The organism is Streptomyces sp. NPDC033174 (assembly GCF_055577795.1).
Window position 1 is genome coordinate 91,918 of sequence record NZ_JBVIPQ010000009.1, and the last position, 25,347, is coordinate 117,264.

General features: G+C 69.3%; 22 protein-coding genes and 4 pseudogenes. 12 read left to right on the plus strand and 14 right to left on the minus strand.

From position 1 onward, the window contains the following. Positions 1-58 precede the first annotated feature (58 nt). Positions 59-547, plus strand: a complete 489-nt coding sequence (locus ACZ5VC_RS26540; protein WP_469122514.1) for a hypothetical protein — start codon at positions 59-61, stop codon at positions 545-547. Positions 548-678: 131 nt separating this feature from the next. After that, positions 679-1,020 (plus strand): VOC family protein, encoded by a 342-nt coding sequence (locus ACZ5VC_RS26545; protein ID WP_469122515.1) that lies wholly within the window; start codon positions 679-681, stop codon positions 1,018-1,020. A gap of 116 nt (positions 1,021-1,136) precedes the next feature. On the opposite strand, the gene ACZ5VC_RS26550 is transcribed toward ACZ5VC_RS26545, so the two are convergent. The 6 genes from ACZ5VC_RS26550 to ACZ5VC_RS26575 form a co-directional block, all read right to left on the minus strand. Continuing rightward, positions 1,137-1,280, minus strand: coding sequence for a hypothetical protein (locus tag ACZ5VC_RS26550; protein ID WP_469122516.1), 144 nt, complete (start codon positions 1,278-1,280; stop codon positions 1,137-1,139). 105 nt (positions 1,281-1,385) lie between these two features. Continuing rightward, complete coding sequence (locus ACZ5VC_RS26555; RefSeq protein WP_469122517.1) at positions 1,386-3,005, minus strand: MFS transporter; 1,620 nt, start codon at positions 3,003-3,005, stop codon at positions 1,386-1,388. A gap of 314 nt (positions 3,006-3,319) precedes the next feature. Further along, positions 3,320-5,035 (minus strand): ABC transporter ATP-binding protein, encoded by a 1,716-nt coding sequence (locus tag ACZ5VC_RS26560; RefSeq protein ID WP_469122518.1) that lies wholly within the window; start codon positions 5,033-5,035, stop codon positions 3,320-3,322. After that, positions 5,032-5,700 carry a metal-dependent transcriptional regulator gene (locus tag ACZ5VC_RS26565; protein WP_469122720.1) on the minus strand — a complete coding sequence of 223 codons (669 nt, stop codon included), beginning with the start codon at positions 5,698-5,700 and terminating at the stop codon, positions 5,032-5,034. Before ACZ5VC_RS26565 ends, ACZ5VC_RS26560 begins: the two co-directional genes overlap by 4 nt. Before the next feature lie 29 nt (positions 5,701-5,729). Continuing rightward, positions 5,730-7,553: an ABC transporter ATP-binding protein gene (locus ACZ5VC_RS26570; protein ID WP_469122519.1), complete on the minus strand. Its 1,824-nt coding sequence runs from the start codon at positions 7,551-7,553 to the stop codon at positions 5,730-5,732. 135 nt (positions 7,554-7,688) lie between these two features. Further along, on the minus strand, positions 7,689-8,585 hold the full coding sequence (locus ACZ5VC_RS26575) for an alpha/beta hydrolase (protein WP_469122520.1): 897 nt from the start codon (positions 8,583-8,585) through the stop codon (positions 7,689-7,691). A 357-nt stretch (positions 8,586-8,942) separates the two neighbouring features. On the opposite strand from ACZ5VC_RS26575, the gene ACZ5VC_RS26580 reads away from it, so the two are divergent. Beyond that, complete coding sequence (locus tag ACZ5VC_RS26580; protein ID WP_469122521.1) at positions 8,943-9,437, plus strand: hypothetical protein; 495 nt, start codon at positions 8,943-8,945, stop codon at positions 9,435-9,437. Between the two features lie 975 nt (positions 9,438-10,412). Beyond that, complete coding sequence (locus ACZ5VC_RS26585) at positions 10,413-10,976, plus strand: NADPH-dependent FMN reductase (protein ID WP_469122522.1); 564 nt, start codon at positions 10,413-10,415, stop codon at positions 10,974-10,976. Between the two features lie 78 nt (positions 10,977-11,054). On the opposite strand, the gene ACZ5VC_RS26590 is transcribed toward ACZ5VC_RS26585, so the two are convergent. After that, complete coding sequence (locus ACZ5VC_RS26590) at positions 11,055-11,246, minus strand: MmyB family transcriptional regulator (RefSeq protein WP_469122523.1); 192 nt, start codon at positions 11,244-11,246, stop codon at positions 11,055-11,057. Between ACZ5VC_RS26590 and ACZ5VC_RS26595 the strand changes: the two are divergent. Then, positions 11,226-11,348: pseudogene (locus ACZ5VC_RS26595) on the plus strand (PucR family transcriptional regulator); the annotation flags it as partial. The gene ACZ5VC_RS26590 and the pseudogene ACZ5VC_RS26595 overlap by 21 nt on opposite strands. A gap of 488 nt (positions 11,349-11,836) precedes the next feature. On the opposite strand, the gene ACZ5VC_RS26600 reads toward ACZ5VC_RS26595, so the two are convergent. Beyond that, positions 11,837-12,610 (minus strand): type 1 glutamine amidotransferase domain-containing protein, encoded by a 774-nt coding sequence (locus ACZ5VC_RS26600; protein WP_469122524.1) that lies wholly within the window; start codon positions 12,608-12,610, stop codon positions 11,837-11,839. Positions 12,611-12,827: 217 nt separating this feature from the next. Between ACZ5VC_RS26600 and ACZ5VC_RS26605 the strand changes: the two genes are divergently transcribed. Then, positions 12,828-13,835, plus strand: a complete 1,008-nt coding sequence (locus tag ACZ5VC_RS26605) for an AraC family transcriptional regulator (protein ID WP_469122525.1) — start codon at positions 12,828-12,830, stop codon at positions 13,833-13,835. 343 nt (positions 13,836-14,178) lie between these two features. On the opposite strand, the gene ACZ5VC_RS26610 is transcribed toward ACZ5VC_RS26605, so the two are convergent. The 3 genes and pseudogenes from ACZ5VC_RS26610 to ACZ5VC_RS26620 all read right to left on the minus strand — a co-directional run. Beyond that, positions 14,179-15,306 (minus strand): NADH:flavin oxidoreductase, encoded by a 1,128-nt coding sequence (locus ACZ5VC_RS26610; RefSeq protein ID WP_469122526.1) that lies wholly within the window; start codon positions 15,304-15,306, stop codon positions 14,179-14,181. A 122-nt stretch (positions 15,307-15,428) separates the two neighbouring features. After that, the gene (locus tag ACZ5VC_RS26615) at positions 15,429-15,935 is read right to left on the minus strand and encodes an MSCRAMM family protein (RefSeq protein WP_469122721.1); all 507 of its coding nucleotides are present in this window, start codon (positions 15,933-15,935) and stop codon (positions 15,429-15,431) included. Between the two features lie 81 nt (positions 15,936-16,016). Further along, positions 16,017-17,492, minus strand: a pseudogene (locus ACZ5VC_RS26620) (MFS transporter); the annotation flags it as partial. A gap of 137 nt (positions 17,493-17,629) precedes the next feature. Here ACZ5VC_RS26620 and ACZ5VC_RS26625 point away from each other — a divergent pair. After that, positions 17,630-18,070, plus strand: coding sequence for a MarR family winged helix-turn-helix transcriptional regulator (locus tag ACZ5VC_RS26625; protein WP_469122527.1), 441 nt, complete (start codon positions 17,630-17,632; stop codon positions 18,068-18,070). A 384-nt stretch (positions 18,071-18,454) separates the two neighbouring features. Here the strand turns inward: ACZ5VC_RS26625 and ACZ5VC_RS26630 are convergent, their stop codons facing one another. Further along, entirely contained in the window at positions 18,455-19,000 is a 546-nt protein-coding gene (locus ACZ5VC_RS26630) for a GNAT family N-acetyltransferase (protein WP_469122528.1), read from the minus strand. Positions 19,001-19,152: 152 nt separating this feature from the next. On the opposite strand from ACZ5VC_RS26630, the gene ACZ5VC_RS26635 reads away from it, so the two are divergent. Next, the gene (locus ACZ5VC_RS26635) at positions 19,153-19,623 is read left to right on the plus strand and encodes a hypothetical protein (protein ID WP_469122529.1); all 471 of its coding nucleotides are present in this window, start codon (positions 19,153-19,155) and stop codon (positions 19,621-19,623) included. Positions 19,624-19,635: 12 nt separating this feature from the next. After that, positions 19,636-20,350, plus strand: a pseudogene (locus tag ACZ5VC_RS26640) (transposase). Positions 20,351-20,536: 186 nt separating this feature from the next. Here ACZ5VC_RS26640 and ACZ5VC_RS26645 read toward each other — a convergent pair. Next, positions 20,537-21,649, minus strand: a complete 1,113-nt coding sequence (locus ACZ5VC_RS26645; protein ID WP_469122530.1) for an ABC transporter substrate-binding protein — start codon at positions 21,647-21,649, stop codon at positions 20,537-20,539. 317 nt (positions 21,650-21,966) lie between these two features. Here ACZ5VC_RS26645 and ACZ5VC_RS26650 point away from each other — a divergent pair. After that, positions 21,967-22,175, plus strand: a pseudogene (locus tag ACZ5VC_RS26650) (DUF899 family protein); the annotation flags it as partial. Between the two features lie 60 nt (positions 22,176-22,235). Here the strand turns inward: ACZ5VC_RS26650 and ACZ5VC_RS26655 are convergent. Next, positions 22,236-23,438 (minus strand): erythromycin esterase family protein, encoded by a 1,203-nt coding sequence (locus ACZ5VC_RS26655; RefSeq protein ID WP_469122531.1) that lies wholly within the window; start codon positions 23,436-23,438, stop codon positions 22,236-22,238. Between the two features lie 58 nt (positions 23,439-23,496). Here ACZ5VC_RS26655 and ACZ5VC_RS26660 point away from each other — a divergent pair, with 58 nt between their 5' ends. Next, positions 23,497-24,258 carry a TioE family transcriptional regulator gene (locus tag ACZ5VC_RS26660; protein ID WP_469122532.1) on the plus strand — a complete coding sequence of 254 codons (762 nt, stop codon included), beginning with the start codon at positions 23,497-23,499 and terminating at the stop codon, positions 24,256-24,258. Between the two features lie 395 nt (positions 24,259-24,653). Further along, positions 24,654-25,319, plus strand: a complete 666-nt coding sequence (locus tag ACZ5VC_RS26665; protein ID WP_469122722.1) for a DUF4097 family beta strand repeat-containing protein — start codon at positions 24,654-24,656, stop codon at positions 25,317-25,319. The last annotated feature ends 28 nt before the right edge of the window (positions 25,320-25,347 follow it).

The window sequence follows — 25,347 nt, forward strand, 5'->3', positions numbered from 1 at the left end:
CCTCTAACGACGTGGGGTGCGATTTGGGGCTGTTGCTGCGTGTCGGAGGATGGTGCCCATGCGCGCTCATTTCGACCGCCCCGAGCCCCGTCGCGTCTCGCCGGGCGAGTACCCCGTGTGGGACCGGGCTCTCGCCCTCCTCAACCGGGACCTGGCGGTGACCCTTCCCGAGCAGGAACCCCTGCAACTGCTGGCCCTTCCGCCATACGATGCGGACGAGCCGGAGAACGTCTACGTCGCTCTGGCCAACGGCGAGTGGCACGGCAATTACCTGTACCCGGCCTCGGCGGACGATCCTGTCTCTGCGCTGGCGATCGTCGCCGATGCCGCGCAGGAGACCGTCACCGAGCGGCTGCGGCAGGCGTGGCCGCAGTGTGCCGAGCATGTCCTGGGCATGCATCCGCGGGATGCGGACGGGCAGCTGTCCTGGTGGTGCGCGGGAGAGCGTTTGCGTCGCGGCCCGGCCCATATCCGTGCGGCCGTGGGCGCGCTCGACACCTTCGTCCGCCCACGTCGCCCCAGTCGTAACGGGCTGACCCGCGATTGATTTCGTACGCAGGTCGCGACAGCAGTCGTCACCTCGTCGAGCAGCACCCTGGTCGGCGCAGAGTCGATGTACACGAGCACGGACAGCACCCAAGTCAGGCCGGACGATGCGATGGTGTGATGATGTCGGTCATGGCTATCGAATCAGTGGTCGTGCGGCAGCGCGTCGAGGACCTGAACGCGGCTGTGCCCTTCTACGAGAAACTGACCGGAAGCACCGCATCCCGTTTCGCCTTCGCCGGGGTCACCCTGGCAAGCGTCGGCCCCTTCCTGCTGTTCAGCGGTCCGGACGAGGCCGCGCAGCGGGTTGCCGGCGTGGCGGCCACCCTGGCGGTCGCAGACCTGGACGCAGCGGTGAAGGAGGCGGTGGCTGCAGGCGCCGAGGTGATGGTTGCTACCTCCCCCACACCGAATGGCCACCGCGCCGTGCTGCGGCACCCGTACGGCGGGGTCTTCGAGTACGTCGGTCCCTGAACCTGCGGCCACCGCGATTGATCGCAGGCCGTGACATGACGACGGCCGCGCGGGTTCTTGAGATGTGAAGATCAAGCAAGCCCGCACGGCCATGTCGCATCCTGCCTTCTGCGGCGTCATACGCCCACATCTCGGCGAGTTGATCCCAGGACCATCCAGCGGGTGCGCCACATCGCGCGCTCCTTGCCGTCGGTGCCCTTCATCGTCAGCCGGAAGAAGCGGCCGTACTTCTCCAGTTGTTCGGTCCTGAGCGGTCTCATGGGAGTTGTCGACCTCGACGGACAACAGCGGCACCCCGTCCCGCGGCGCGGTGCTCGGGACCACTCCTGCCACGTACTTCGGCGGGAGTGGTGTCGAGCCCGAGATCACACCGGCTCCGGCTCCGGCTCCCGTGCCTGCTCGCTGGCCTTGCCGACCCGGCGGCGGTCGACCGCGAAGGCGATCAGGGCGAGGACCACGGAGACCGCGCCGATGACCGCGCCCAGGTTGGCCAGGGCGTTCATCGCGTCGATCGACGCGGTGTCGGCGACCTGGGTCAGCGCGGGCACGCTGTCGTGGAATTGCGACGGCACCGCCTCGACCACCTGGTGGCCGGCCCCGGACCCTATCCCTTCGACGAACCGGTCCTTCAAGTCCTGCGGCACCGCGCCGGACCCGGGGACGGCCGCAAGCCCGGACTCCGCCTTGTCCTCGCCGACGTGGCTGAACATCGCGCCGAGCCCGGCGACGCCCATGGCCATGCCGACCTGCCGCAGGGTGCCGAACGTGGCACTGGCCATGCCTGCGTTCTCCTGCGAGGCGAAGGTCAACGACGCGGCCTGGTTGACCGCGGTGAGCGCGCCGATACCGAGACCGCCGACGAGCATGCCCGGCAGGAAGTGGGTCCAGTCGCTGTCGTAGCCGAAGTTGCCCATCAGGTACATGCCCGCGGTGACCAGCGACATGGTGACCGGCAGCGAGACCGCGATCGACACGCGTCTGGCGAAGATCGCGGTCAGTGGCGCTGCGATCATCGCGCCGACGCTGATCGGCACCAGCCGCAGGCCCATCTCCAACGGCGTGTAGCCGAGCGTGCCGATGAGGAACAGCGCGAGGTAGTTGGACGCGGCCATCAGCGTGGCCATATGCGCGACCGACACGATCGCGGTGCCGGAGAACCCGGGCTTCTTCGCCATCGAGATGTCGAACAGCGGGTTCTTTGCCCGCACCTGCCAGGCCAGGAAGGCGACCAGCAGAACGACTGCGGTGACGATCAAGCCGATGACCGTCCCCGACGACCAGCCGAGCGCGTTGCTCCGGGTCAGGGCGAACACGCCGGCCACGAGGCCGCCGGTGAGCAGCAGCGCGCCCAGCCAGTCGGAGCGGCGGTCCGGGGTACTCGCCGACTCGGGCATCTTCAGCGCGGCCAGCACGATGATGGCGATGCCGATCGGCACGTTGATGGTGAAGATCGAGCGCCAGCCGAAGTGGGTGACGAGCGCGCCGCCGATGACCGGGCCGGCGACGGTCGCGCCCGCCATCACGGCGCCGTAGATGCCGATCGCCTTCGCCCGGGCCGCCGTCTCGGGGAACGCGACCGACAGCAGCGGCAGCGCGGTGGCGAACAGCATGGCGGCGCCGACGCCTTGCACCGCGCGCAAGATGTCGAGGAGCACGATGGTGCCCGCGAACGCCAACGCCAACGATGCCGCGGTGAACACGCTCATGCCGATGACGAACATCCGCCGGCGCCCGAACCGGTCGCCGAGCGTGGCGAAGGTCAGCAGGACGCCGGCCAACGGGATCGAGTAGGCGTCGATGACCCACTGCAACCCATCGATGGAGGCGTCGAAGTGTGAGCGGATGTCGGCGAGCGCGGCGGAGACGACGGTCGCGTCGAGCATCAGCATGAAGATCGCGACGCAGACCATGAACAGCACCAGCCCGGGCCGGCGTGGCTGGTCCACGGGTGGTGCGGTGCTCGTCGTCGTCACAGTCGAGGACATGAGTTCTCCTTAATGATTGAACGTTGGTGTCAGCTGCGGAGAAAGAGCCCATGCGTGGCCGGTGCGGCACCGTTCACGCCATTGGCCCACCGGGCTGACGGGTACGGCGTACGAGGACGGCCAATGCCGTGCAGCGGGCCGCCTTTGGCCCGGCCGACCTTGTCGATTGCGCGGAGCGGGGCCGCAGTCGGCGTACCGGTAGAGCCGCTTCTCCGGCCCCCAACCGCCTCGGGGCGTCCGCATGGGGGGCCTCCCCGACGCGGCGCACGGCGCTGGTCACCAGCGCCTCCACGGGCCTCGGTCGGGAGACCTACTCATTCACTCGCTGACGGGGCCATGGAAATTGCCCAGAAATCGGCGTAGCGGCCACCGCGGCGCAACAACTCGTCGTGGCTGCCTGCCTCCACGATCCGGCCGCCGTCCAGGAAGACGACGCGATCGGCGCGTTGGACGGTCCGCATCCGGTGCGCGATCATCACAACCGTGCGGCCCGCCATCAGCCGCTCGATGCCCTTGTGGACGGCCGCCTCGTTCACCGGGTCCAGGGCGGAGGTCACCTCGTCCAGCAGCACGATGGGCGCGTTCTTCAGCAGCGCTCGCGCGATCGAGACACGCTGGCGTTCACCACCCGACAGCAGTGCGCCGCCCTCGCCGACATTCGTCGCCCATCCGCCGGGCAGCCGCTCGATCACCTCGTCCAACCGCGCCGCGGTCGCTGCCGCCCGTACCTCTGCTTCGTCGGCGTCGGGACGGCCCAGACGGACGTTCTCCTCGATCGTGCCGTCGAAGAGATAGACATCCTGGAAGACGATGGCGATCTGCGCCATCAACACCTCCGTATTGATCGCGCGCACGTCCACACCTCCTACGCGGACCCCGCCCGAGTCGACGTCGTAGAACCTGGCGAGCAACTGCAGCAATGTGCTCTTGCCGGCACCCGACGGTCCGACGACGGCAAGCCGCTGCCCCTCCGGCACGGACAACGACACGTTGTCGATCACCGTGCGGTCGCCGTGCCGGAAGGTGACGGACTCGAACTCCAGGTCATGGCGTAGCGGCTGGACCGGCTCGGCAGCCTCCGGCAGCGGCTCGGTACGCAATACCGTGTCGAGGCCCGCCAGCACCGAACGCGCGCCGCGGAGTTTGCCACCGATGTCCGCCAGCGACAGCAGCGGATCCGCGCAGCGGGCGGCCAGCACCAGGATCGTCAAAACCTCCGCCGTATCGACATTCCCGCCGAGCGCGAGGTAGGCGCCCAGGGCCAGCAATACGGTGAACATCGCTTGCACCGTGAGCGTCAAGCCCACTGCGCTGGGCAGTGCCGACAGCGTGGAGCGGCGGGAGGCGCGCTGGACTTCCCGCAGCGAGTCGTCGAGCAACCGGAAGCGTTCGGCAGTCCGGCCGCCGGCGCGCAGCACCGGCTGGGCCCGGAGATATTCGATGACCCGCCCGGTGGCCTCGTGGTCGCGTTCAGCGCGCTCCGCATCGTCGGCGGCCATCGAGCGTCCCGCCCAGGTGTGAATCGTCGCCACGACCGGCACGGCAGCCAAGGCGGCCAACCCCATCCGCCAATCGAGGGCGAGTATCACGGCAGCGATCGTCAGGGGAGTCACACAGGCGGAGATGAGGGGTGCCAGGAGGTGCGCTATCACGCTCATCGCCTGAAGGACGCCGCGACTGGCCAGGGCGGACACCTCACCGACGCGACCGACGCCGTACCAGCCGAGGGGCAGTCGGGCCAGATGATTGCCGAGCCGGTGGTACGTGCCGCGCAGGAGCGTGGTCCCGACCTGGAAGCCGGACAGATCGCCGGCATAGCGCAGCGCGGCGTAGGCCGCGACCGCGGCCCCGAACCCGAGCAGCCAGGGCCAGGCATCGGCGGGCGCGTCGCCGAACAGGGCCCGCAGTACGGGAACCAGCAGGGCGTAGGACAGACCCTCGGCGATCGCGGTCGTCGCCATCAGGGCCACGGTGCGGAGCATCGGCCGGGCATACTCGTGGCCAAGGACGCGCAGCAGCATGCGAATCATCGGGGTTCGCCTCCTTGCGGAAAGCCACCAGGCATCTCCACGAAGATGTGGTCACTGAGTTCGTGGGGGATCGTCGCCCGCTCGTCCCCGGTCACTTTCACGCCGTTCTCGGTAGCCATGACTGCGACCGCGTGATCGGGCCGTACCCCGGCGCGCTTCAGGCGCAGCAGGACCGAGGGATCGCTCTGAAGCAGTTCACCGATCCGGACGACCATCACCGTGCTCTCCGTGGCGGTCGCGGCGTCCGTCAGGGTGAGGACGGAGGCAAGGCCAGTGCCACACTCCTCCCCGGTGGGAATGGGGCTGCCGTGCGGGCACATGGCGGGGTGGCCGAGGATTTCCGTCAACCGGCTCTCCACCGCGTCGGACATCACGTGCTGCCATCGGGAAGCCTCGACATGAACGTCCTCCCATCGAAGGCCGATCACGTCCGCCAAGAGGCACTCGGCCAGGCGGTGCTTGCGCATCACCCGCATGGCCCGTCGGCGGCCCGGCTCCGTCATCACCAGACGCCGGTCGTCAGCTACCCGCACCAGACCGTTGCGCTGCATCCGCGCCACGGTCTGCGAGACGGTCGGCGCGCTCTGCCGAACTCTTTCGGCGATCCGGGCCCGAAGTGGCACCACTCCCTCCTCTTCCAGCTCGAAAATGGTCCGGAGGTACATCTCCACCGGATCGACCAGGCCATTCGTCGTCACGGCCGCTCCTCCCACTCCGGATCGATCCCGTTGTTGCCCGCTGACAGGTGCGACCGCCAGAACGCGGCGAACTTCCCGTCGCCTGCCAGCAGTTCGGCCGGGCTGCCGCGCTCGACGATCAGCCCGTCGTCCAGCATCACGACGGTGTCGGCGTCGGCGATCGTCTCCAGGCGATGGGCGATGACCAGAATGGTCCGATCACCCTCCAGCGTCGCCAGGGCCCGGCGCACGGCCTGTTCGGTCTGCGGGTCGGCGAAGGCGGTCGCCTCGTCGAGTACCAGAACAGGGGTCTCGGCCAGCAGTGCGCGTGCGAGCGAGATCCGCTGTTCCTCGCCACCCGACAGTCCGGCATCCTCACCGATCACCGACTCGTATCCGCGGGGCAGCTCGAGAATTCGATCGTGAACGTTCGCCAGCCGGGCGGCGCGGATCACGTCGTCGAGGTCGGCATGCGGTACCGCCAGCGCGATGTTGTCCGCTATCGAGGCGCGCAGCAGGCGAACGTCCTGGAAGACGAAGGAGACCATCCGGTAGAGCTCCCGGCTTTCGAGTTCGCGCAGATCGACACCGCCGAGGACAACCGAACCTCGGGCCGGGTCGAAGAACCGCGGCAACAGCTGAACCAGCGTGGACTTTCCGCTTCCCGAGGGCCCAACCAGCGCGGTGACCGTCCCGGGTTCGAGGACCAGGTCGATGCCGCGCAGCACCTCGCGTCCGTCGTCGTAGCCGAAGCGGACCCCGTGCAGTTCGACCCGGTGTCCCTGCGGTGCGACCGGGTGCGGGGGCTCCGGTAGCGACGGCACGTCGAGTACGTCCCGGATCCGGCCGACCGCGCGCCGGGCGGCCTGTATCTCGTCGAAGCCGTGGCCGAGAGCCGCCACCGGAGCGGTCAGGCCCAGTCCGAGCAGCAGGAAGGGCAGCAGGTCGGCCGGTGTCAGGTCACCGTTCGTGAGCAGGACTGCACCGCCGAACAGCACGACGAGGAGCACGAACGGCGGTGACAGCACAAGCTGCATTCCCGCGGCGATCGGGGAGATGCCGCGCACCCACCGGTGAAAGGTGCCGACGAAATCGTCCGCCGCCGTGAGGAACCGGCGGTGGGCGCGCCCCGATCCGCCGAACGCCTTGACCACCGCGATGCCTTGCACGAACTCGACGACGGAACTCGAGATCCCTCCCATGGCCGCGTCGAACTCCTCCTGCTCGCGCAGCCGGGTCGGGGTCATCATCAACGGGACCAGCGCCACTGCCAGCACCACCGGTACCAGCGTGATCAGTGTGAGCCTCCAGTCGATGGTGAACAGGTAGATCAGCGACACCAGCGGGACCACGAAGGCGGAGACGAGCTCGCCGGGGGTGTGGGCGATGAAGGGATGTACGGCACTGACGTCCTCCCCCACCACCTTGGCCAGCTCGCCGGTCCGGCGCCGGGAGAACCAGCCGATCGGTACGCGCCCCAGCTGCGCGGCCAGTTGCCGGCGAAACGTCAGTTGCACCCGGCCATCGAGAACATGCCCGATTCCTGACGACGCGGCCGTGAACAGCAGCCGGAAGAACATGCCGGCCGCACCCGCGATCACGACGATCCAGACGCGATCGTGATCGATCGGGCCGGGCGAGAGCAGAGTGCGACCCAATTCGACGACCGCCAGCAGCGGCGCCAGACCTGCGACAGCGCCGATGACCTGCAGGATGACGACGGCGGCGAAACTCCATCCGTAAGGGCGCAGCAGCACCGTAAGGCTCTGTCCCGTCGCGGAATCGGCATCCGGTGGTGGTGCGTACTGTTCCCTTGTCTTGGCAAGATCAGTGGTGGTCATCGCCCTCCCGTCTTCGTCAATCTCGTCGCGACCCGGCCCGTAGTCGAGCCGATGGCCGTATCCCCCGGGCCTCCCACCGACGGTGTCGTTCGGCAGGGGCCACTCGTCACCGTCGGTGGGAGGCCTGCTGTGACCTCATGCGGCCAGCGCGCGGCGCAGGGTCGCTGCGAGGGCGGCGATCTGCCGCTGCGAGATCTCGGCGGAGAGGATGGCCTGCGACCCGTGGAAGGTGCCGGGCCACTGGTGGAGCTCGACCGACACGCCCGCCTGCAGCAGGCGCAGCGCGTAGGTGATGTCCTCGTCGCGGTTCGGGTCGAACTCCGCGGTGGCGATGTAGGCGGCCGGCAGCCCGGACAGGTCGGCCGCCCGGGCGGGGGCGGCGTACGGCGTGGCGGGCTGGGAGCCCAGATAATGCCGCCAGGACGCGGCGATCTTGTCGCGGTGGAACCATGGCGTGTCGGTGAAGTTCCGCGCCGACCACGTCTCCTGGCGGTCGTCGAGGGAGGCCTCGTTGAGCAGCTGGAAGCGGATGGCCGGGCCCCGCTCATCACGTGCCCGCAACGCCACCGCGGCCGCGAGGTTCGCGCCGGCGCTGTGCCCTCCGACCGCGATCCGGTCCGGGTCGACGCCGAGTTCGGCGGCGTGCTCGGCCGCCCAGGTCAGTACGGCGTAGGCGTCGTCCAGGGCGGCCGGGAAACGGTGCTCGGGGGCCAGGCGGTAGCCCACCGATACCACCACCGCGCCCGAGCCCGCTGCGAGCCGGGTGGCCCATTGGTGCTCGCTGTCCAGATCCCCCATGACGAACGCGCCGCCGTGCAGCCAGACGATGGCGCCCTGTGCACCGTGCGGGCGGTAGACCCGCACCGCCACGTCGGGATCGGCGGGCACCGTGCGGTCCTCGACCTCCATACCCGTGGTGTCCGGCGCGGGCACCGCCGCGGCACGCTCGGCATAGTTCTTGCGTGAGGTGACCGGGTCGCTCAGGTCTTCTTCGGGGAGCAGCGGGATGAATACTTCGAGTTCGGGATTCATATCGGCCATCCTCACGGCCCTCACTCACGGGATCATCCGCCAGCCGTCGCGCATCCCAACCGGATCACGCGCCGATCGGCGCCTGCCCTCCGGCCGTGGGGGCCCTGTCGTCCTGCTCCGTGAGAGCCGTTGGCCGGCGTCGGCCGCGTAGTCAGTCTCGGACTCGAACGTCGATGAACACCGTCCGCCCGACTCCCTGACGCCACAAACCGTTCTCATCGGCGTCCAGGCCTGGGCAATCGCGATACCACGCCCTGAGGGCGTAAGTGGGCGCTTCGGCGGGATGGGAGACTGGCGGCCCGTGCAGGAACAGACAGGACGGACATCATCGTGCGACGGCGACGGAAGCCCACAGTCTTGGCGTACCTGGTCATGGCGGCACTGATGACGGCGATGGCGACGGCCTGCGCCCATCCGCTGCGGGACCTCGGCCCACTGCCCCCGCGTTTCTCGGGTCCGCCGCTGCCCGCTGACACGGTGGTATCGGAGATGACGTCGGTACTGGCGGCCGAGGGCATCACGGTGGAGAGGGAACCCTCGAACGTTCTGGGCAAGTGCTTCGAACGGCTCTCGGGACGGCATGCGCCGGAGACGGTGGACGCCGCCCTGAAGGCGGCCTTCACGCGAGCCCGTTCCGAGCATGGCTGGCGGACCGGTCCCGACATGGGCAGCAAGACGCTCACCCTCATGAAGAGCAATTGGACGGTCATGGCCAGCTTCCCAGGAGAGTCGGCACAGGGCCTTCAGGCGCCGATTGTCATATCGCTGACGTGCCTGGCCGACAGCACCTCCTCTGCCCCCACCGCACCTCCCGCACGGGCGCTCACACCCGCACCGCCATCATCGCGATAGGCTCCGCCTCCCTCAGTCGAATGGGGCTCACTTCAGGCGGTCGGATCCGCTCGAATCCGGGCGGAGCTGGTCGACCGCCCGGCGGAGGTGGGGCGGGAGCTGAGGCGCTCGCCGCTCGCGGTGGCTTCGTCACCAAGCTCCATCTGAGCGCGGACGGCGGCAGCCGGGTGCTGTCGGGTTACGCCCGGACAGTGAACGGCACCCAGTCCGAGGCAGTTCCGGAGAAGATCCGCGTTCCGCGGCTGACGACCGGATCACCGCGGGTGCAGCCGGACAGCGTGGCCGCTGGGGCCGCCGACCCGCACGGCAGCGGCGGCGGGAGGCCACACATCGATCTGGTTCCACCCCAAGGCACGGATTCAGGCGCAGGCGACGGATCGCGATGTCCTCCGCCTCGAAGGCGGCTGAGCACCTTCCTGTGTACGCCGACACGCCCGCGACGGGGGCCCGGTGTCGTCGAAAGCTCCGGTTCTTCCACAACTTCTGCGGCCGGCATCGGCGCGGATTCTGGCGCAGCCTGACTCCGAATCGTCAGGGCCAGGGTCAGGACACAGCGCAGCGGGTGCTGCCACGCCCGGCGGTCGATCGCGGTGTCCGCACTGCATTCCGCGACCAGCCGGGGAGGAAAGGAATCGGGTCGAGGGACTCGCGGCCGCCACAGGCAGAGGAGAAGCGCACGGGAATTGTCAGGGAGGCAGCCCCGGACCCGCCCCCCAGTCGGGTGGGAAGCTCTCTTCGTGGAACGTGCGTTGATGAGCTGCCCTGCATCGGAAAGCACCCTTTGAGGAGGTGTGGTCCTCTGCCGGTTCACCGGGCGGAAGCTTCGACGGACGAGGGTGACCGGGTCAGATCGTCTCCGTGCCGGCGGGTCGTCCTCCACCTCGATCACGAAGACGCGCGGCGCGTGACTCCCCAACTGGGGTCGAACCGACATCCACAGAAGGTGACATGACCAGGGGTCGTTAGGGTGACGGGGTGTCTACGCTGCCTCTGATCCTCATGCTGTCCGGAAGCCTGCGGGCCGGTTCCTCCAACGGGGCGGTGCTGAGCACTGCGCAAGCAGTAGCCCCCTCGAAGGTGCGCACCGTCGTTTACGAGGGATTGGCTGCGCTTCCGCACTTCAATCCCGACGACGACAACGATCCGCTACCCGCTCCCGTGGTCGAGCTACGGGCGGTGATCGGGGAGGCGGCTGCGGTGTTGATCTGTACTCCGGAGTACGCGGGCACTCTGCCCGGCTCGTTCAAGAACCTGCTGGACTGGACGGTCGGCGGAACCGAGATCTGCGACAAGCCCGTGGCCTGGGTGAATTCCGCCTCCCCCGGGCGTGGTCAGGGTGCGGAGGCCACGCTGCGCCTCGTGCTCGGCTACACCGGCGCTGCCATCGTGGAATCGGCCTGCGCCAGGATTCCGGTGGCCTCTCAGATGGTCGGCGCGGACGGACTCATCGCCGATCCGCATGTGCGAGAGCAGATAGGCGGGGTGCTTGCCCTACTGACAGAGGCTGGCACACAGGCGCCAGAACTCGACCGGGGATAGCGTCCGCCTTCCATTCCGAAGCCGGAGTCGGATGGCTGTGCCGACCGGGACGTGCCACATGCCCCGGCGTGCTGCCCGTCAGACGGACACGGTGAACTGGCCGGTGCCGACGACCTTGAGGAGGGCTAGGCGTTCGGCGGTGTCGCTGCCGACGGGCGGGGTGTACCGGACAACGCGCTGGTCTCCCTCCGGGGCGAGCAGGACCTGGCAGTCCAGCTCGACCGGGCCGATCAGCGGGTGAGGGACGCGTACTGCCTCGACCACATCCACCGCCTGACCGGAGCAGACCCGGGCGACCCCGCCCAGCGATACACCCTCCAGACCGCCGTCGTCTGCGCCCGCCTTCTCGGCTGGCCCGACCAGGAACTGTGACGCCTCAAGACGTCGAAGCTGAGATCGACCGCGGCCTCATCCGGGACGACCCGTCCTGGTCGCTCTGATGGACACGCTGGGCCAGGAGCTCACCCGGCGACCGGAGGCCCCTGGCGAGCTCCCGATTTGCTCGTCGAGCAGGAGGCACTGGCCTGATGTTCGGCAGGAGCGGGGCTCTGCACACTGACTGCGTGCAGAGCTTTCCACGGCCCGTCTCTACGGTTTGATCATTGCCATCGCGTAGTCGAGCAGTCCCTCCCTCGTATAGGGCCCTTCGCAATCGCCGCGGTTGGAGACGAAGTGGTCGAAGGCCGACGGCATGTAGCACCGGTGGAGGGGTACTGAGCCCGGCACCGCCTTGGTGTACACGTATCCGACCGGGCCGAGGGGTTGCTGGCCCTCGCAACCCGGGTCGGAGGTCAGTAGCGAGTGGTTGGCCGCCTTGCACTCGTAGAGGCGCACTGTGCCGGGAGCCGGGTCGCGCAGGCTCAACCCGAGTGGCGCGCCACTCCTGCGTCATGGGCACGAACAAGGGCCAGATACTCGGCCGCCAGACGGTGGCAGTCGCCGGGCCATCGTGCGGAGACGTAGTTGCCGTCCTTGACCGTGAAGCCGCGTCCCGGCCTGGCGGCGGTGTCACGAATCGGCAGCGGAGGGCCTGCGAGAAAGTGGCTCCGGTCGGCGAGGGCCGCGGTGACCTCCTGCTGGACGGTCGTGCGATACGTGCGGTAGTAGCGACCCAGCCAGAACCGGGTGAGGTTCCACCCGGTCAATTCCAGCAAGGAGGTCAGAGCCGTCGTCCGCCGCCCGTAGAGGACCGAGCGTCCGGTGGCAGGATCCTTGGCTCGGGCGGCCAGCAGCACCCCGTGGCACACGGCTCCCACCGGCAGCCCCTGAGTGAAGACCTGGGCGAACAGCTGCTGGGCGGTGCTGTCCTCGAGCAGAGTACGCATCCCCTCAGCGTGGCCCCCGGGTACGAACAGCCCCGAGAGGTCGGCCGCATCGACATCCGCATAGGACGAGGGAGCGAGGAACCAGGGGTCCTCCGTGAGCCGTCGGTACGCGGCGAGTTCGGCACGGCGGGTCATCAACCAGGGCGAAAGCAAGGAGAAGCCGACGTCCGTGAGTCTGCGGTCGGCGAACGCGGCCTTGCCGCCGGGTGTTGCGAACCGCACCTCGAAGCCGGCGTCCCGCAGTGCGGCCCACGGAACCGCCGCCTCGGTCGGGTCGTAGTCGCCTGCGGGCAGCAGGAAGAGAATCACTGCGGCGCTCCTCTGGGTGGTGATGACCAGGGCGACACGATCCCCGGCGGCACGTGGATTCCTGTCCCTCGGTGTCAGAAGACCGACCCTAGGGACGGCCCGTGGCCCCGTCATGCACTCCGGCGGCCAACCCGTTGACTCTTCGAACCGTCTCCCGGCGGCCGTGCGCCGGCGGTGCCGGTTGACGGGAGTGGTGTGCCCGCCTTCACTGGCATCCGTGTCCAGCTTCGAGTCGCCCTCCGTCACCGCTTGTTACGCCCTCGCAGTCCTGAGCGCCAAAGCAGAGGGCACCGACGAGTCCCCTTCCTGGGCCTTGCCGACGGATCGGCTGCAATTCACCGAGATGCGCGCGCTGTGGGACATGGTGCTCGGCGCCCAGGGTGCAGGCCCGCACACCGGTCTCCTCGTCGGGGATCGCATCCGGCCGGAAAGCCTGCACATCCTGGGTCACCTCGTCCTCACCTGCGCCAGCCTTGCGGACGCCGCGCAGGCAGCGGAGCGCTACCACCCGCTGGTGAGCCAGGCAGGCACGGTGACCCTGCACCGCCGCAGCGGCGTCAGCCAGGTCCGGTACCGGCCGACCGTCGCCCCGGCGGCAATGCACCCCCAGCAGGTGGAGGCGGTCGTCGCCAGCATGGTGCGGGCGGCCCGTTGGATCGCCGGTGACGACTGGACGCCCCTGGCCGTGTCGTTCGCGCACAGCCGTGTGGGCCCGGCGGAGCCCTACGCTCGAGTGCTCGGCTGCCCGGTCACCTTCGGCGCCCCGGAGAACGCGATCACGATCTCCAATGAGGACCTCGACCGGCGCCGGCCCCTCTACGATCCAGCGCTCAACATGCTGCACCGGGCCTATGCCGACCGGCTCCTGCACCAGCTGTCCACGGCCACGACCGCCGCAGAGCGCGTAACGCAGTGGCTGGAGCACACCGCCCTCGAGGACGTTGGCCCCGACGGCCCCGCCAAGGAACTCAACCTCAGTGTCCGGACCCTGCGCAGAGCCCTGCACGCGGAGGGCACGTCGTGGCGCGCGCTCCTCGACTCCGCCCGCCACGACCGTGCCAGGCGGCTGCTGGAGACCACGGCCCTGCCCTTGGACCGGATCGCTCCCCTCGTCGGCCTGAGCGGTGCGACGGCTCTGGTCCGCGCGTTCACGCGATGGGAGGGCATGCCTCCGGGGGCGTACCGCAGCCGACACCGGCCCTCGTCCCCTGATCCCCAACGGTGATCACCGCGTCGCGGGGACTTCCACCCCTCGCGAGGGGTGTTGGACACGGGCCCATGACGAGTTCGGCATCCTCGTAGGCGTGGCGCACCACAGGATTCTCACTCGCTGGGCGCGATCGGACCAGCGCCTTTCCACGTAACGCCGCTTGCCAGCGCAGGAGATCGGGCGCGCAAGTACGGAAGGCGGCACAGAGCGAGCGCTACGCCGCGACCCGCCCGCCCAATGCCGCCCATCTCCCCCGGTTTCCGGTCCGGTCCAGATCGCCGCGACCTCACCATATGGATGGCCGCCCGCGACTTCCCCGGACGGCCCACCCAGTACACGAGCAACTTCTCAGCATGCCTTAGCTCAGCGTCTTCAGCGCCGCCGCGTCGTACGGCTTCAGCTCCTCAATCCGGCCCCCCAGGACCTTCGCCGCCCACTCCGGGTCCTGGAGCAGGGCGCGGCCGACGGCCACCATGTCGAACTCGTCGCGCTCCAGGCGGTCGAGGAGGTTGTCGATGCTGCCGACCTCGGCGCCCTCGCCCGCGAACGCGCGGATGAAGTCGCCGTCGAGGCCGACCGAGCCGACGGTGATGGAGGGCCTGCCGGTGAGCTTCTTGGTCCAGCCCGCCAGGTTCAGGTCCGAGCCTTCGAACTCCGGGAGCCAGTAGCGGCGGGTGGAGGCGTGGAAGGCGTCGACGCCGGCCGCGGCGAGCGGGGCCAGGATCGCCTCCAGCTCCTCCGGGGTCTCGGCGAGCCTCGCGTCGTAGGCCTCCTGCTTCCACTGCGAGTAACGGAAGATCACCGGGAAGTCGGGCGAGACGGTCTCGCGGACCGCGGCCACGATCTCGGCCGCGAACTTCGTACGGGCCACCCGGTCGCCGCCGTAGGCGTCGGTACGTCGGTTCGTGCCCGCCCACAGGAACTGGTCGAGGAGGTAGCCGTGGGCGCCGTGCAGTTCGACGCCGTCGAAGCCGACGCGCTCGGCGGCCGCGGCGGCCTCGGCGAAGGCGCCGATGACATCGTCCAGATCGCGCCGGGTCATCGCCTTGCCGGCGTTCTCGGTGCCGTCGACGCGGATGCCGGAGGGGCCGACGGCGGGGGCGTCGGCGTAGGGGGCCTCGCCCTGCTTGCGCACCATGCCGATGTGCCACAGCTGCGGCACGATCGTGCCACCCGCCGCGTGAACGGCCTCGGCGACCTTCGCCCACCCAGCCAGCTGCTCCTCACCGTAGAACCGAGGCACACGGTCACTGGACCCGGCCGAGTCGTGGCCGACGTAGGTCCCCTCGGTGACGATCAGGCCCACACCCGCGGCGGCACGGCGGGCGTAGTACGAGCGCACGTCCTCCCCCGGGACGCCGCCCGGGGAGAACATGCGCGTCATCGGCGCCATCACGATGCGGTTCGGGACGGTCAGGCCGTTCAGCGTGACGGGGCGGGACAGGATCTCGGCCGCACGGGAGGAGGAAGAGGTGGTGAGGGTCATAAGGGTGCTCCAGTATCAATAGGTATGTGCAACGTGCCTTGAATGCGTGGAGGGATCGAACGCCGGGCGAGCACGGCATTCCGCCTGTCCGGCGAGCTGCCCGTGATCCCGCCCACCGCCGCCTACGGCGCCGAGGGGTGCGCCAGCGCCATGTCGAAGTCGTCCGTACCGCGGGCGCCGACGGCCAGCGTCGACGCCACGGGCGGGTAGCCGCTGGCAACGAGCGAGTACTCACCCGCGGTCAGATCGGTGAAGGTGTACGCGCCGTCGGCGTCCGTCATGGTGGTGCGCACCACGTTCCCGTCGGCGTCCAGCAGCGTCAGCCGGGCATCGGGCAGTCGGCGGCCGCCCGATCCGCCGCTGACGGTGCCTCGAACCTGCAGACCCGCCGGTTTCGCGGCGCGGGGAAGCCTGAGGCTGTACGCGACCGGAGTGTCCGCCGCCATGACCGTGGCGGCCTGCGGCTGATGGCCGTCGGCGGCGGCGATCAGGACGTACGGGCCACCCATCGGGGCGTCCAGTGCGTACCGGCCGTCGGGTTGGGAGACCGTGCGGCCCGCTTGCCGCCCGTCCGGCGAGATGAGAGTGAGGGCGGCGCCGCCCAGCACCTCGCCGTCGGCGTCCCGCACCAGACCGTGGAACCCGGCCCCGGCCGGGGCAGCGGAGGTCTGGGCCGCGGCTTCCGTAACCGGATCGGCAACGGCCGTGTCCTCGGCCGGAGTCGACGGGGTGCCCGTGTGTGCCTTGTCTGCCTCGACCCGGGGGCCGTGCTGTCCGCGCAGGCCGAGCCGGCTGATCACCGCGACCAGTGCGAAGGCCACGGCACCGATGCCGAAGGTGAGGGTGAACCCGGATTCGGCGGGCAGCGGCGGAACGCCCGCCGGCAGGTGCTCGATGGTCGTGGACGCCAGGATCGTGGTGACGACGGCGCTGCCGATCGCGCTGCCGGTGGAGCGGGAGATCGAGTTGATGCCGTTGGCGATGCCGCTCTGGTGGTGCGGGACGCTCGCCATGATGACGGCGGGCATGGCGGCGTAGCCGAAGCTGACGGCCGCGCCGGTCATGAGGCCGGCTCCGATGACCGAGGCGGTGTGGGCGTGGTCGAGGGCCAGCCAGCCGAAGCCGGCGGCCCCGAACGCGGCGGCCATGCCGAGCACGTACCGGGGGCCCCGGTGGCGGACGAGCCGGCCGCCGATGGGCGAGGCGAGCAGGGAGACGATCGCGCCGGGCAGCAGGAATTCGACGGATGCGCGCAGGATGGACGCGTCGAATCCGAAGCCGGTGAGCGCCTCGGGCATCTGCACGAGGTAGGAGACGCCGAGGAAGTTCGCGAACATGCCGAAGCCGACGAGGATGCCGGCCAGGTTGGCCATGAGGACCGGGCGGTGGACGAACATCCGCATGTCGACGAGCGGCTCGCGGACCTTGCGCTCGACCAGGACCCAGACCACGGTCATGACGACCGCGCCGGCGAAGGTGCCCAGCGTACGGCCGGAGGCCCAGCCCCACTCGTGGCCCTGGGAGATCGGCAGCAGGAGCAGCAGCAGGGCGGTGCCGAGGGTCAGCGCGCCGAGGAAGTCGGTGCGTCCGCCGGTCTTGTGCCGGGTCGCCGGGACCAGGAAGGCGACGGCGAGCAGGGCCAGGACCGCGAAGCCTGTCGCCATCCAGAAGGCGTTGCGGTAGTCGGCGTCGTCGCCGGAGGTGAGCAGGCCCGTGGCGACGAGCGCGAGTCCGCTGCCGAACGCGAGGGTTCCGCTGACCAGTGCCATGGCGCCGGGCAGCTTCTGCGGGCGGACCTCTTCGCGGAGGACGGAGAGGGCCAGCGGGAAGATCGCGGTGGCGGCGCCTTGGAGCACCCGGCCCAGGATGAGCAGCGGCAGCGAGCTCGCGAGCGCGGCGATGACGGAGCCGGCGACCATGACGACGAGCACGGCCACCAGGGTCGACTTCTTGCCGTGCTGGTCGCCGAAGCGGCCGAGCAGTGGGGTGAAGACGGCGGCGGACAGCAGGGTGGCGGTGGTCACCCAGCTGACATTGGCGGTCGAGGTGCCGAGGTCGCTCTGGATCAGACCCAGGATGGGGACGGGCAGGGTCTGCATCATCGACACGACCATGGCGGCCAGGCTGAGGGCGAGGACGACGACCGTCTCGTTCCGTTGCCCGGGGGCGGATGTTGCGTGGCTCATGGCTGGCGGGACCTTCTCAATGCTTCAGATCGCTGATGTTTGATGACATCAAGTACTTCCGTCGAAGATAGACCTCGATACTTAAGAAGGTCAAGTAAATAATTGATGACGTGAAGCATTTCGAGTAGGCTCCAACCATGAGCGACACTGCCCCGCAGGCACCCACCAAGCTCCAGCTGCTGGAACTGCTCTCCGCCATCGGCACCGCCCAATGGCGCGACTTCGCGGCCGCCGCCGCCCATCACGGCCTCACCGCCATGCAGGCCAAGGTCCTCGCCCAGCTCAACGGCCCGCTGCCGATGCGCGGCCTCGCCACCCTGCTGGTGTGCGACGCGTCGAACGTCACGGGGATCGTGGATCGCCTGGAGGCACGCGAGCTGGTCCGCCGTGAAGCCGACCCGGCGGACCGCCGAGTGAAGAACGTCGTCGCGACGGACGCGGGCCGCGAGATCATCCGCCGCATCCGAGAGGAGATGCAGGAGACCCACGGTGCCCTCGACGCCTTGGGCGAAGCCGAGAGCGCGACGCTCTACGCCCTGCTGCAACGCTTGCGACCGACGATGGACAAGGATGCCTGACGGTTTCGCGACCGGGGGCGCTCTTGACGGAAGTGCGGGAGACCGTCACCGTCGGCCCCCCAGGCGGAGCCCGACACCGGGCAGCGCGAAGCCCTGGACAACGTCATCGCAGATCTTCGCCGGGAGATCACACAGCTCCGCCGCCCCGTAGCCGTGGAGGTCGAACCTCCTGCGGCCGGTAACGCTCGGCTACGAAGAGTCACGCAGCGAAGGATCACGCGGCCGGACGCGGCAGAAGGCGGCCATGCTTCCCCCTTGGCGACCCACACTGTGACCTGCAGCTCAGCCGTCATTACTTGTCAGGGTTGGCCGTCGTCATGCGCCCCTCGCGGCCCGGAATCCGCCCCTGGTGCTTGTGGGACATACTCCCAGGCCGTAAACCTACTAGGCCTGAATCACGTCTGCCGGGACCTCGAAGACGATCTCGAGCCCGTCGCGCCCGTTTCCCCGCTCGCCGACACGAGTGAAACCGAAGCCCGCGATGGTGGCCAGGGATGCCTGGTTGTCGGCTCTGATAGTGGCCCTCACGGTCCTGACACGGGGTTCAGCGGCGGCCCTTGCAAGCAGCGCCGTCAGAATGGCGCGGGCATAGCCCTGGCGGCGGTACCGGGGTACGACGGTGTAGCCGACCTCGACCATGCCGGCCGCGTCCGGCGGCCCGTGGAACCCGGCGTCGCCAACGACGGTCCCGTCCGGCTCGGACACCGCGGCCCGCGTGATCCAGGGCGCGGCTGACGGGTCTTCGGCGAGCTGGTCAGCGCGATAGCCGAAGATCCAGCGGGCCCGGTCACAGACGAAGTGTTCGTCAAGGGTGACTCCGGCCTCGGCGCTGCCACCTGCAAGGTCACCATCGGCAAGCGCCCGCAGGGCCTTTGCGCTGAGCTCGACGAAGCGGACGCGTTTGGGGATGGAGAGAAGTTCGTGGTTCATCGCGGAGATGCTTGCCCAGCACCGGTGGGCTGTCCACCGCTTTACCACCTGAGGGAAGTCCCGTAACTGCCCCGCGTGAGCGGTGGGCGTCCCCGCCCTCCTCACGGGGTGGATCATGTTGAGAGACTCCAGCTATGGGATCTTGGGGAACCTTGGGGCCGGCGCTGTTGTCTCTCGCAGGGGTTGCGCTCGGCGCGGGCGGGTCGCTGTTTGGTCAGTACCTCGTCTCGCGCGCGAGCACTCGACAGCTCGAAGTGCAGGAGTCAGCCGCTCACCGGGCGGAGCTCAAGGATGCGGTTCTGAAGTTCGTGAGGACTGCGTTGCAGGTGGAGAAAGTGGCGCTCACACGCTCGGACGCCGGCGGCACGGCGGCCGATTCCGAGCTCGGACAACTCGTCGATGATCTGTGGCTCGCCCAGGCCGAGATTGACCTCGCGGCCAGAAGCGAGCCACTGCGGGGGGCTACCTATCGTTATGCGTTCCGCCTTGCTGAGGCAGCTCGAGGCGAGATAGCCGACGCATCCACGCTGCGCGGGCCGCAGGTCCAGTTCATGGACGCCGCGTATGGCGACATGTGGCCCCGCCAGAGACGGGCGGAGGGAGATCCCACCACACCTCAGTGAGACGATCTCGCTGTGGCTGGTGTGATCATGGCGTCGGAGCCGTCCTGGACAGCCCCGTTCAGCGGGCTGAGCCCACGTCAGTTCGGCAAACTGATCACTGCATTGCGGCGTGAAGGCGCGGACCCGGTCCACAAGGGAAGGCCGTGGAGCCTGCCGCCGGAGGACCGGGTCCTGCTGGTCGCCGCGCACTGGCGCACGAATCTGACACTGCGCCAACTCACCCCGTTGTTCGGGGTATCGAAGTCTGCGGCCGACCGCATCATCGGCCACAGATCGTCGACGGCACCCTGGTGCCCACGCGGGACCACCGCATCGCCGAGCAGTCGAAGAACTATCGGTACTCCACCAACCACCAGGTCGTCATCGACGCCGACACGCGGCTCGTCGTCGCGGTGGGCCGGCCCGTGCGGCAACCGCAACGACTGCAAGGCGTGGGAGCCGTCCGGTGCGAAGGACGCCATCGGCCACACCACGGTCATCACCGACGGCGGGCTACCGCGGCACCGGCCTGGTCATCCCGCACCGCCGCGAACGCGGGCAGGCCGAACTCCCTGACCGGAAAGAGGAACACAACGCCTCCCATCGCGAAGTCCGCGCCCGCGTCGAGCACGCCTTCGCCCGCATGAAGACCCGGAAGATCCTGCGTGACTGCCGCCTCAAGGGCGACGGCGTCCACCACGCCATGCTCGGCATCGCCCGCCTGCACGACCTCACCCTTGCCGGGTGACGAAGAAACAGGCAGGTCATCCAGCACGCCATAGAACATTTACGGGACAACGCTTAGGCGTACATGGTGATCGCCCCGCCAGGGCCGTGGCAGGAGAAGGGCCGTAAGGACGCCCGCGACACCTACGCCGCTCGATCTACGCCCTTACCGCCGCTTCTTCCGTCAATGCCGGACCTCCGTGCCCTCTCAGCCGGTGTGAAGGATCCGAAAGCGATTGGGTTCCGCCGGGTCTCGATCAACGACTTGGACCGGCGTCCAAGCCCATTGCCAAACGCTGATGCCCGGCGTGCGGGAGAACTGGATCTGCCCGCGGGTGCCTTCGACTGCGACGCGCGGCCAGGATTCGGCAGTGCGCGCCCGGTCCGCGCCGTGAGAACGCAGCACATCGGCGAGGACGACGACCGTGTCGTAGCCCTCGAAGGCGACGAAGGATGGCGCTTCGGCCAGCCGCTCGCGCAGGGCCGTCTCGACTCGTGCACCGAGTGGGCTGAGGCGCTCGGGCAGGTAGCGCAAGAACGGTATCGCGGCGCCGTCTTCGCCCAGCAACGTCGCCCATTCTGCGAACTCCGGCTGCCCGGCCGGAGCACCGATCATGATCTCGGCGAGGCGCTGGTCCCGGCGGACGGACTTGACGATCGGCACTGCCGGATCAGGGTTGCCGACCAGCAGAAGGAGGGCTGTCGCGCGATTGTCGACGAGTGCATCGCACACCGCCGAGGGGGCGAGCGCGCTCATGTCGAGTTCGACGACGGTGCCGCCGCGTGGAGCGAGGTACTCCCGCAGAATGCGGGTCCCAGTTGCCCAGTAGACACTCGGCTGGGTTACTACCGCGATTCGGCTGTGGCCCGCGCTGAGGAGGAAGTCTGCGTAGATCTGCCAGCCGTGGGACTGCGGCGGGGAGAGGCGCGCGACCCATTCCGTCGGCTGGTCGGTGAGCGCGTCGAGAACCGCTGACGAGCAGAGGAACGGTAGGCCAAGGGCGTCGGCCCTGGCGGCAGCGGCGCGAGCGACGACGCTGTGATACTCCCCCGCCAAGGCAGCCACGCCCAGACGCGCCAATTCGTCTACGGCCGCGGCGGCCCTCTGTGGATCAGCCGCGGTGTCCCGGACAACCAGCTCGAGGGGCCTTCCGGCGATCCCGCCCGCGTCGTTGACTTCGCGGACGGCCAGCTCGAGTCCAGCGAGCAAGTGTTGGCCGGCCTCGACCCAGCCAGGTCGAGTCAGCGGAACGAGAGCGCCGATCTGGACGGATGATCCGTCAGTCCGCTGCGCTTCTGGAGGCGATGGTGGCGTGTTCATGCGCTGGCGTCTCCCGTGTGACGATTCGGTTGCACTCCGGCTGGATCGCAGAGTGGCAAGGCCCGGTAGTACGCGTTCGTCTCATCTCGCCGTGGCGGACGCACTACGGGTCATGCCGGTCATTGCATCCACCACCATCACCAACGGGCAACCGAATAATTGTTCGCTGAGCTGCCGGGCTTCGAGAAACCTTCCATTGATCCCCGAGGCCCGTGTGCCTCTGTGCCCCTGTTCAGGGAAGGGTCTGGCGACGTCGTGGCATTGTCTTGACCTTGGCCGCGTCGGCGTCGCGCCCCGAGACCGAGGCATGTTCCGGGGCGGCGCTCGACATGACGCCCTGCGGACGCGGCGAGGCGTGGGAGGACAACCCCGAGGGCCGGCCCGAGGGGCACGGCCCGTGCTGGTTCTGGCGCTCGGACGCGGACGGGAACGCGACCTGGGGCCGACCAGCCGCCCCGTGCCGCCGTGGATCCGCCCCGGCGCGACCCCCGTGGAGACCCTCGGCCGGCACGGCCACCACGACTGACGCGCCTTCGACGACGGCGACGGCGCCGGCAAGGGTGCGGCCGTCGTGCTGATGGGGGCACTAGCTCTGCCGGACGTCCTTGACGAACACGATGCCGTCGCTGTCCGCCAAGTGGGCCGGATCAAGCGGGGCGTAGCCGAACCAGGGAGATACCCGGGGCCCGGGGCGCGTGTCGCCGAGGGCGGTGGCCAGACGCGAGGCGTCGATGACGTAGCGGTCCTCCGGGAGCGCGTACAGGAGTCCTTCGATGGTGTCCGGCGGCGGGGTGTCCACTCCCTGGTGCCGGATCGTACCGAGGGCCGTGGCCACGAAGGCGTACTCCTCGCCGAGCTGGGCGCTCACCAGCGCACCGGCGCTCCACCACTCCACCGGCCCCTCCCACATCTGCATCGTGCTCTTTTCCCGCTGGAGATGGGAGTTGTGGGCGTGGATCAGTGCCGGTCCCCGAGCGGCGACGGCGAGGAGGTTGTGGGCCATCATCTGGTCCCGCACGCCCAACAGCCGGGCCATGCGGGCCTGTGACGTGTCGGCCATCCAGTAGTGGTAGCGCAGCAGGCCGGTCGCGGTGCGCCCGTAGAGGCGTGCCCGGTCCCAGTCGTCCCGTGAGGTTGCCGTGATCAGATGCGGCGTCTGCTCGTCGAGCAGTTCTCCCAGTTCGTCGGCGAGCAGCCGCAGTTCCCTGGCCTCGGCCGACTGCCCCACGGACTGGGCCGGGTCCTTCATCGCGGCGGGAGTGGTCCACCGGTCGTCGGTGCCGAGCAGGCTGTCCAGTGTTTCCGCGGTACAGGGGAGCAGCTCCGCGTCCACCCGGGCCGAGAGGTAGTCGTGGAGTGCGGTGAGGGCCTGCCGGGGGCTCGCGGCGCCGGTGATCTCCAGGGGGCCGTCGAAACCGGCGAAGCGGAGCCGCTCGGACGCGGGTCGGCCTTCGTTGTAGGCGCGCATCCAGCGTACGAGTTCGCGGTTGGACGCAGAGGCGCCCCAGCCGTGGCTGAATCCGGTCTCCATGACCTCGTCGAGGGTGCCCGCGCCCGAGGTGACGTGGTCGTCCACGACCAGGCCCCGCATGCAGTCGCTCTCGATCGCGACCGTCCGGTAGCCCTCCTCCTCGACGAGCTGCCGGAAGAACTCGTTGCGCAGGTCGAGCAGAGTGCCCTCTTGGTGGGTGGGCTCGCCCAGGGCGAGCAGCCGCGGCCGGGCCGGGAACAGCCTCATGACGGCGGCCGCGTCGACGGTATGGGCGGCGTCCTTGATGTCGGTAGCCATGCCCTCAACGGTATCGTTGAACCTTCGATTGAAGCTTTTCCGGGATATCGGCAGGCTCATGGGACGAAACCTTCAAAGCGGTGAGCGGCTCAGGCCGGTTGACCTGGCGCGCGGGCACGGTTTGTCCACGCAGGCGGTCAGGAACTACGAGGAGGCCGGCATCCTTCCGGCCGCCGGTCGCACACCCCACGGCTACCGCACGTATACACCGCTGCACGCGGGGGCCCTGCGCGCGTTTCTTGCCCTGGTGCCCGGCCACGGCCACCGGACGGCGACGTCGATCATGCGGGCCGTGAACGAGGGTGCGGTCGACGAGGCGTGCCGGCTCATCGACGCCGGACACGCCCAGCTCCTCGACGACCGCCGGACCCTCCAGGCCGTGGAGAGCGCCCTCCGAGACCTGGAGTTCATCGCGGTGTCCGAGGCGGGTGCGGGGTCCGAGCGGGCCGCGGCGTCCGAGTCCGGGCCCGGGTCCGGCGATTCGTTCATCGGGCCGCTGGCAGGGAAGCTCGGCATCCGGCCCGCGACGCTGCGCAAGTGGGAGCGCGCCGGGCTGGTACGCCCGCGCCGCGACCCGCTCACTGGCTACCGCGTCTACGACGAGGCGGACGTACGGGACGCCCGGTTGACCCACCAACTCAGGCGGGGCGGCTACCTGCTGGAGCAGATCGCCCCGCTGATCGCCCAGGTACGGGCGGCCGGCGGGCTGGAGCCCCTGGAGGCCGCACTGGGCGACTGGCGCGGCCGACTGTCCGCCCGCGGGCGGGCGATGCTCACCGGGGCCGCAGAGCTGGAGGCGTACCTCCGCATGCGCGGATGAGCCGTCGGCCGTCGGCCGGGCTCAACGAAGACCTCTCACCCCACGTCACACCACTCCCGAGCCACCCCCAGAGGAACTACGGCAGGGCGAGCAGCGGAGCGAGCGTGGGCCGCCGGCAGCCGTAGTCAGCCGAATCGGGCTCGAGGCACAAGACGACCTCGCGCTGCCCGGACGGGCGCTCGCGGGGACGGCGCCGTCCACCGCCATAGCGTTCACTCCTCACTCATTGCAATGAGCGAAGCAGTGTCGTTGCGTTCCAGGCAGAACCATTGCAACAGTTACAGGACGTCTACCTGCATTAATATCGATCCCGTGCAACGAAGATGTTGCCTCGAACCTGAAAGCAACGTAGCGTTTCCAATGTCAGAAACGACGAACGCACACGGGAGAGCATGATGCAGAAGTTCGACACCCCCGCCCCGATCTCCACCGTCCTGGCCATCCCCGCCGGACGCATCCAGCTCATCGCCGCCGACCGCGCCGACACCACCGTCGAGGTCCTGCCCGCCAACCCCTCCAAGAGCCGCGACGTCCAGGCCGCCGAGCAGGCCACCGTCGCCTACGCCGACGGGGTCCTGCGGATCCACACCCCCGAGCCCAAGAACCGGCTCCTGGGCTCCTCCGGATCCCTGGAAATCACCGTCCAACTGCCCGCCGGCTCCAGCGTCGAGGCCAGGACCGCCAGCTGCGAGCTCCGCGGCGTCGGCCGCCTCGGCGATGTCGCCTTCGAAGGCGCGTACCGCCAGATCAAGATCGACGAGGCCGCGAGCGTCCGCCTCACGGCGATCGACGGCGACATCGAGGTCGGCCGGCTGGGCGGCCCCGCGGACATCAGCACCGCCAGGGGCGACATCCGAATCACCGAGGCCGTGCGCGGCACGGTCGTGCTCCGCACCCAGTCCGGCGACATTTCGGTGGCCGCCGCCGCCGGCGTCTCGGCCGCCCTGGACGCCAGCACCGACTACGGCCGCATCAGCAACGCCCTCAAGAACGACGGCGCCGCCGATCTCGACATCCGCGCCACCACCTCCCGCGGCGACATCACCGCCCACAGCCGCTGAAGCAGCAGAAGCAGAACCAGAACCATCC

Excerpts from the sequence above, each read along its gene's own strand:
- ACZ5VC_RS26540 (WP_469122514.1), top strand. The coding sequence starts at position 59 with ATGCGCGCTCATTTCGACCGCCCCGAGCCCCGTCGCGTCTCGCCGGGC.
- ACZ5VC_RS26545 (WP_469122515.1), top strand. The coding sequence starts at position 679 with ATGGCTATCGAATCAGTGGTCGTGCGGCAGCGCGTCGAGGACCTGAAC.
- ACZ5VC_RS26550 (WP_469122516.1), bottom strand. The coding sequence starts at position 1,280 with ATGAGACCGCTCAGGACCGAACAACTGGAGAAGTACGGCCGCTTCTTC.
- ACZ5VC_RS26555 (WP_469122517.1), bottom strand. The coding sequence starts at position 3,005 with ATGTCCTCGACTGTGACGACGACGAGCACCGCACCACCCGTGGACCAG.
- ACZ5VC_RS26560 (WP_469122518.1), bottom strand. The coding sequence starts at position 5,035 with ATGATTCGCATGCTGCTGCGCGTCCTTGGCCACGAGTATGCCCGGCCG.
- ACZ5VC_RS26565 (WP_469122720.1), bottom strand. The coding sequence starts at position 5,700 with ATGTACCTCCGGACCATTTTCGAGCTGGAAGAGGAGGGAGTGGTGCCA.
- ACZ5VC_RS26570 (WP_469122519.1), bottom strand. The coding sequence starts at position 7,553 with ATGACCACCACTGATCTTGCCAAGACAAGGGAACAGTACGCACCACCA.
- ACZ5VC_RS26575 (WP_469122520.1), bottom strand. The coding sequence starts at position 8,585 with ATGAATCCCGAACTCGAAGTATTCATCCCGCTGCTCCCCGAAGAAGAC.
- ACZ5VC_RS26610 (WP_469122526.1), bottom strand. The coding sequence starts at position 15,306 with ATGACCCTCACCACCTCTTCCTCCTCCCGTGCGGCCGAGATCCTGTCC.
- ACZ5VC_RS26625 (WP_469122527.1), top strand. The coding sequence starts at position 17,630 with ATGAGCGACACTGCCCCGCAGGCACCCACCAAGCTCCAGCTGCTGGAA.
- ACZ5VC_RS26630 (WP_469122528.1), bottom strand. The coding sequence starts at position 19,000 with ATGAACCACGAACTTCTCTCCATCCCCAAACGCGTCCGCTTCGTCGAG.
- ACZ5VC_RS26645 (WP_469122530.1), bottom strand. The coding sequence starts at position 21,649 with ATGAACACGCCACCATCGCCTCCAGAAGCGCAGCGGACTGACGGATCA.
- ACZ5VC_RS26655 (WP_469122531.1), bottom strand. The coding sequence starts at position 23,438 with ATGGCTACCGACATCAAGGACGCCGCCCATACCGTCGACGCGGCCGCC.
- ACZ5VC_RS26660 (WP_469122532.1), top strand. The coding sequence starts at position 23,497 with ATGGGACGAAACCTTCAAAGCGGTGAGCGGCTCAGGCCGGTTGACCTG.
- ACZ5VC_RS26665 (WP_469122722.1), top strand. The coding sequence starts at position 24,654 with ATGCAGAAGTTCGACACCCCCGCCCCGATCTCCACCGTCCTGGCCATC.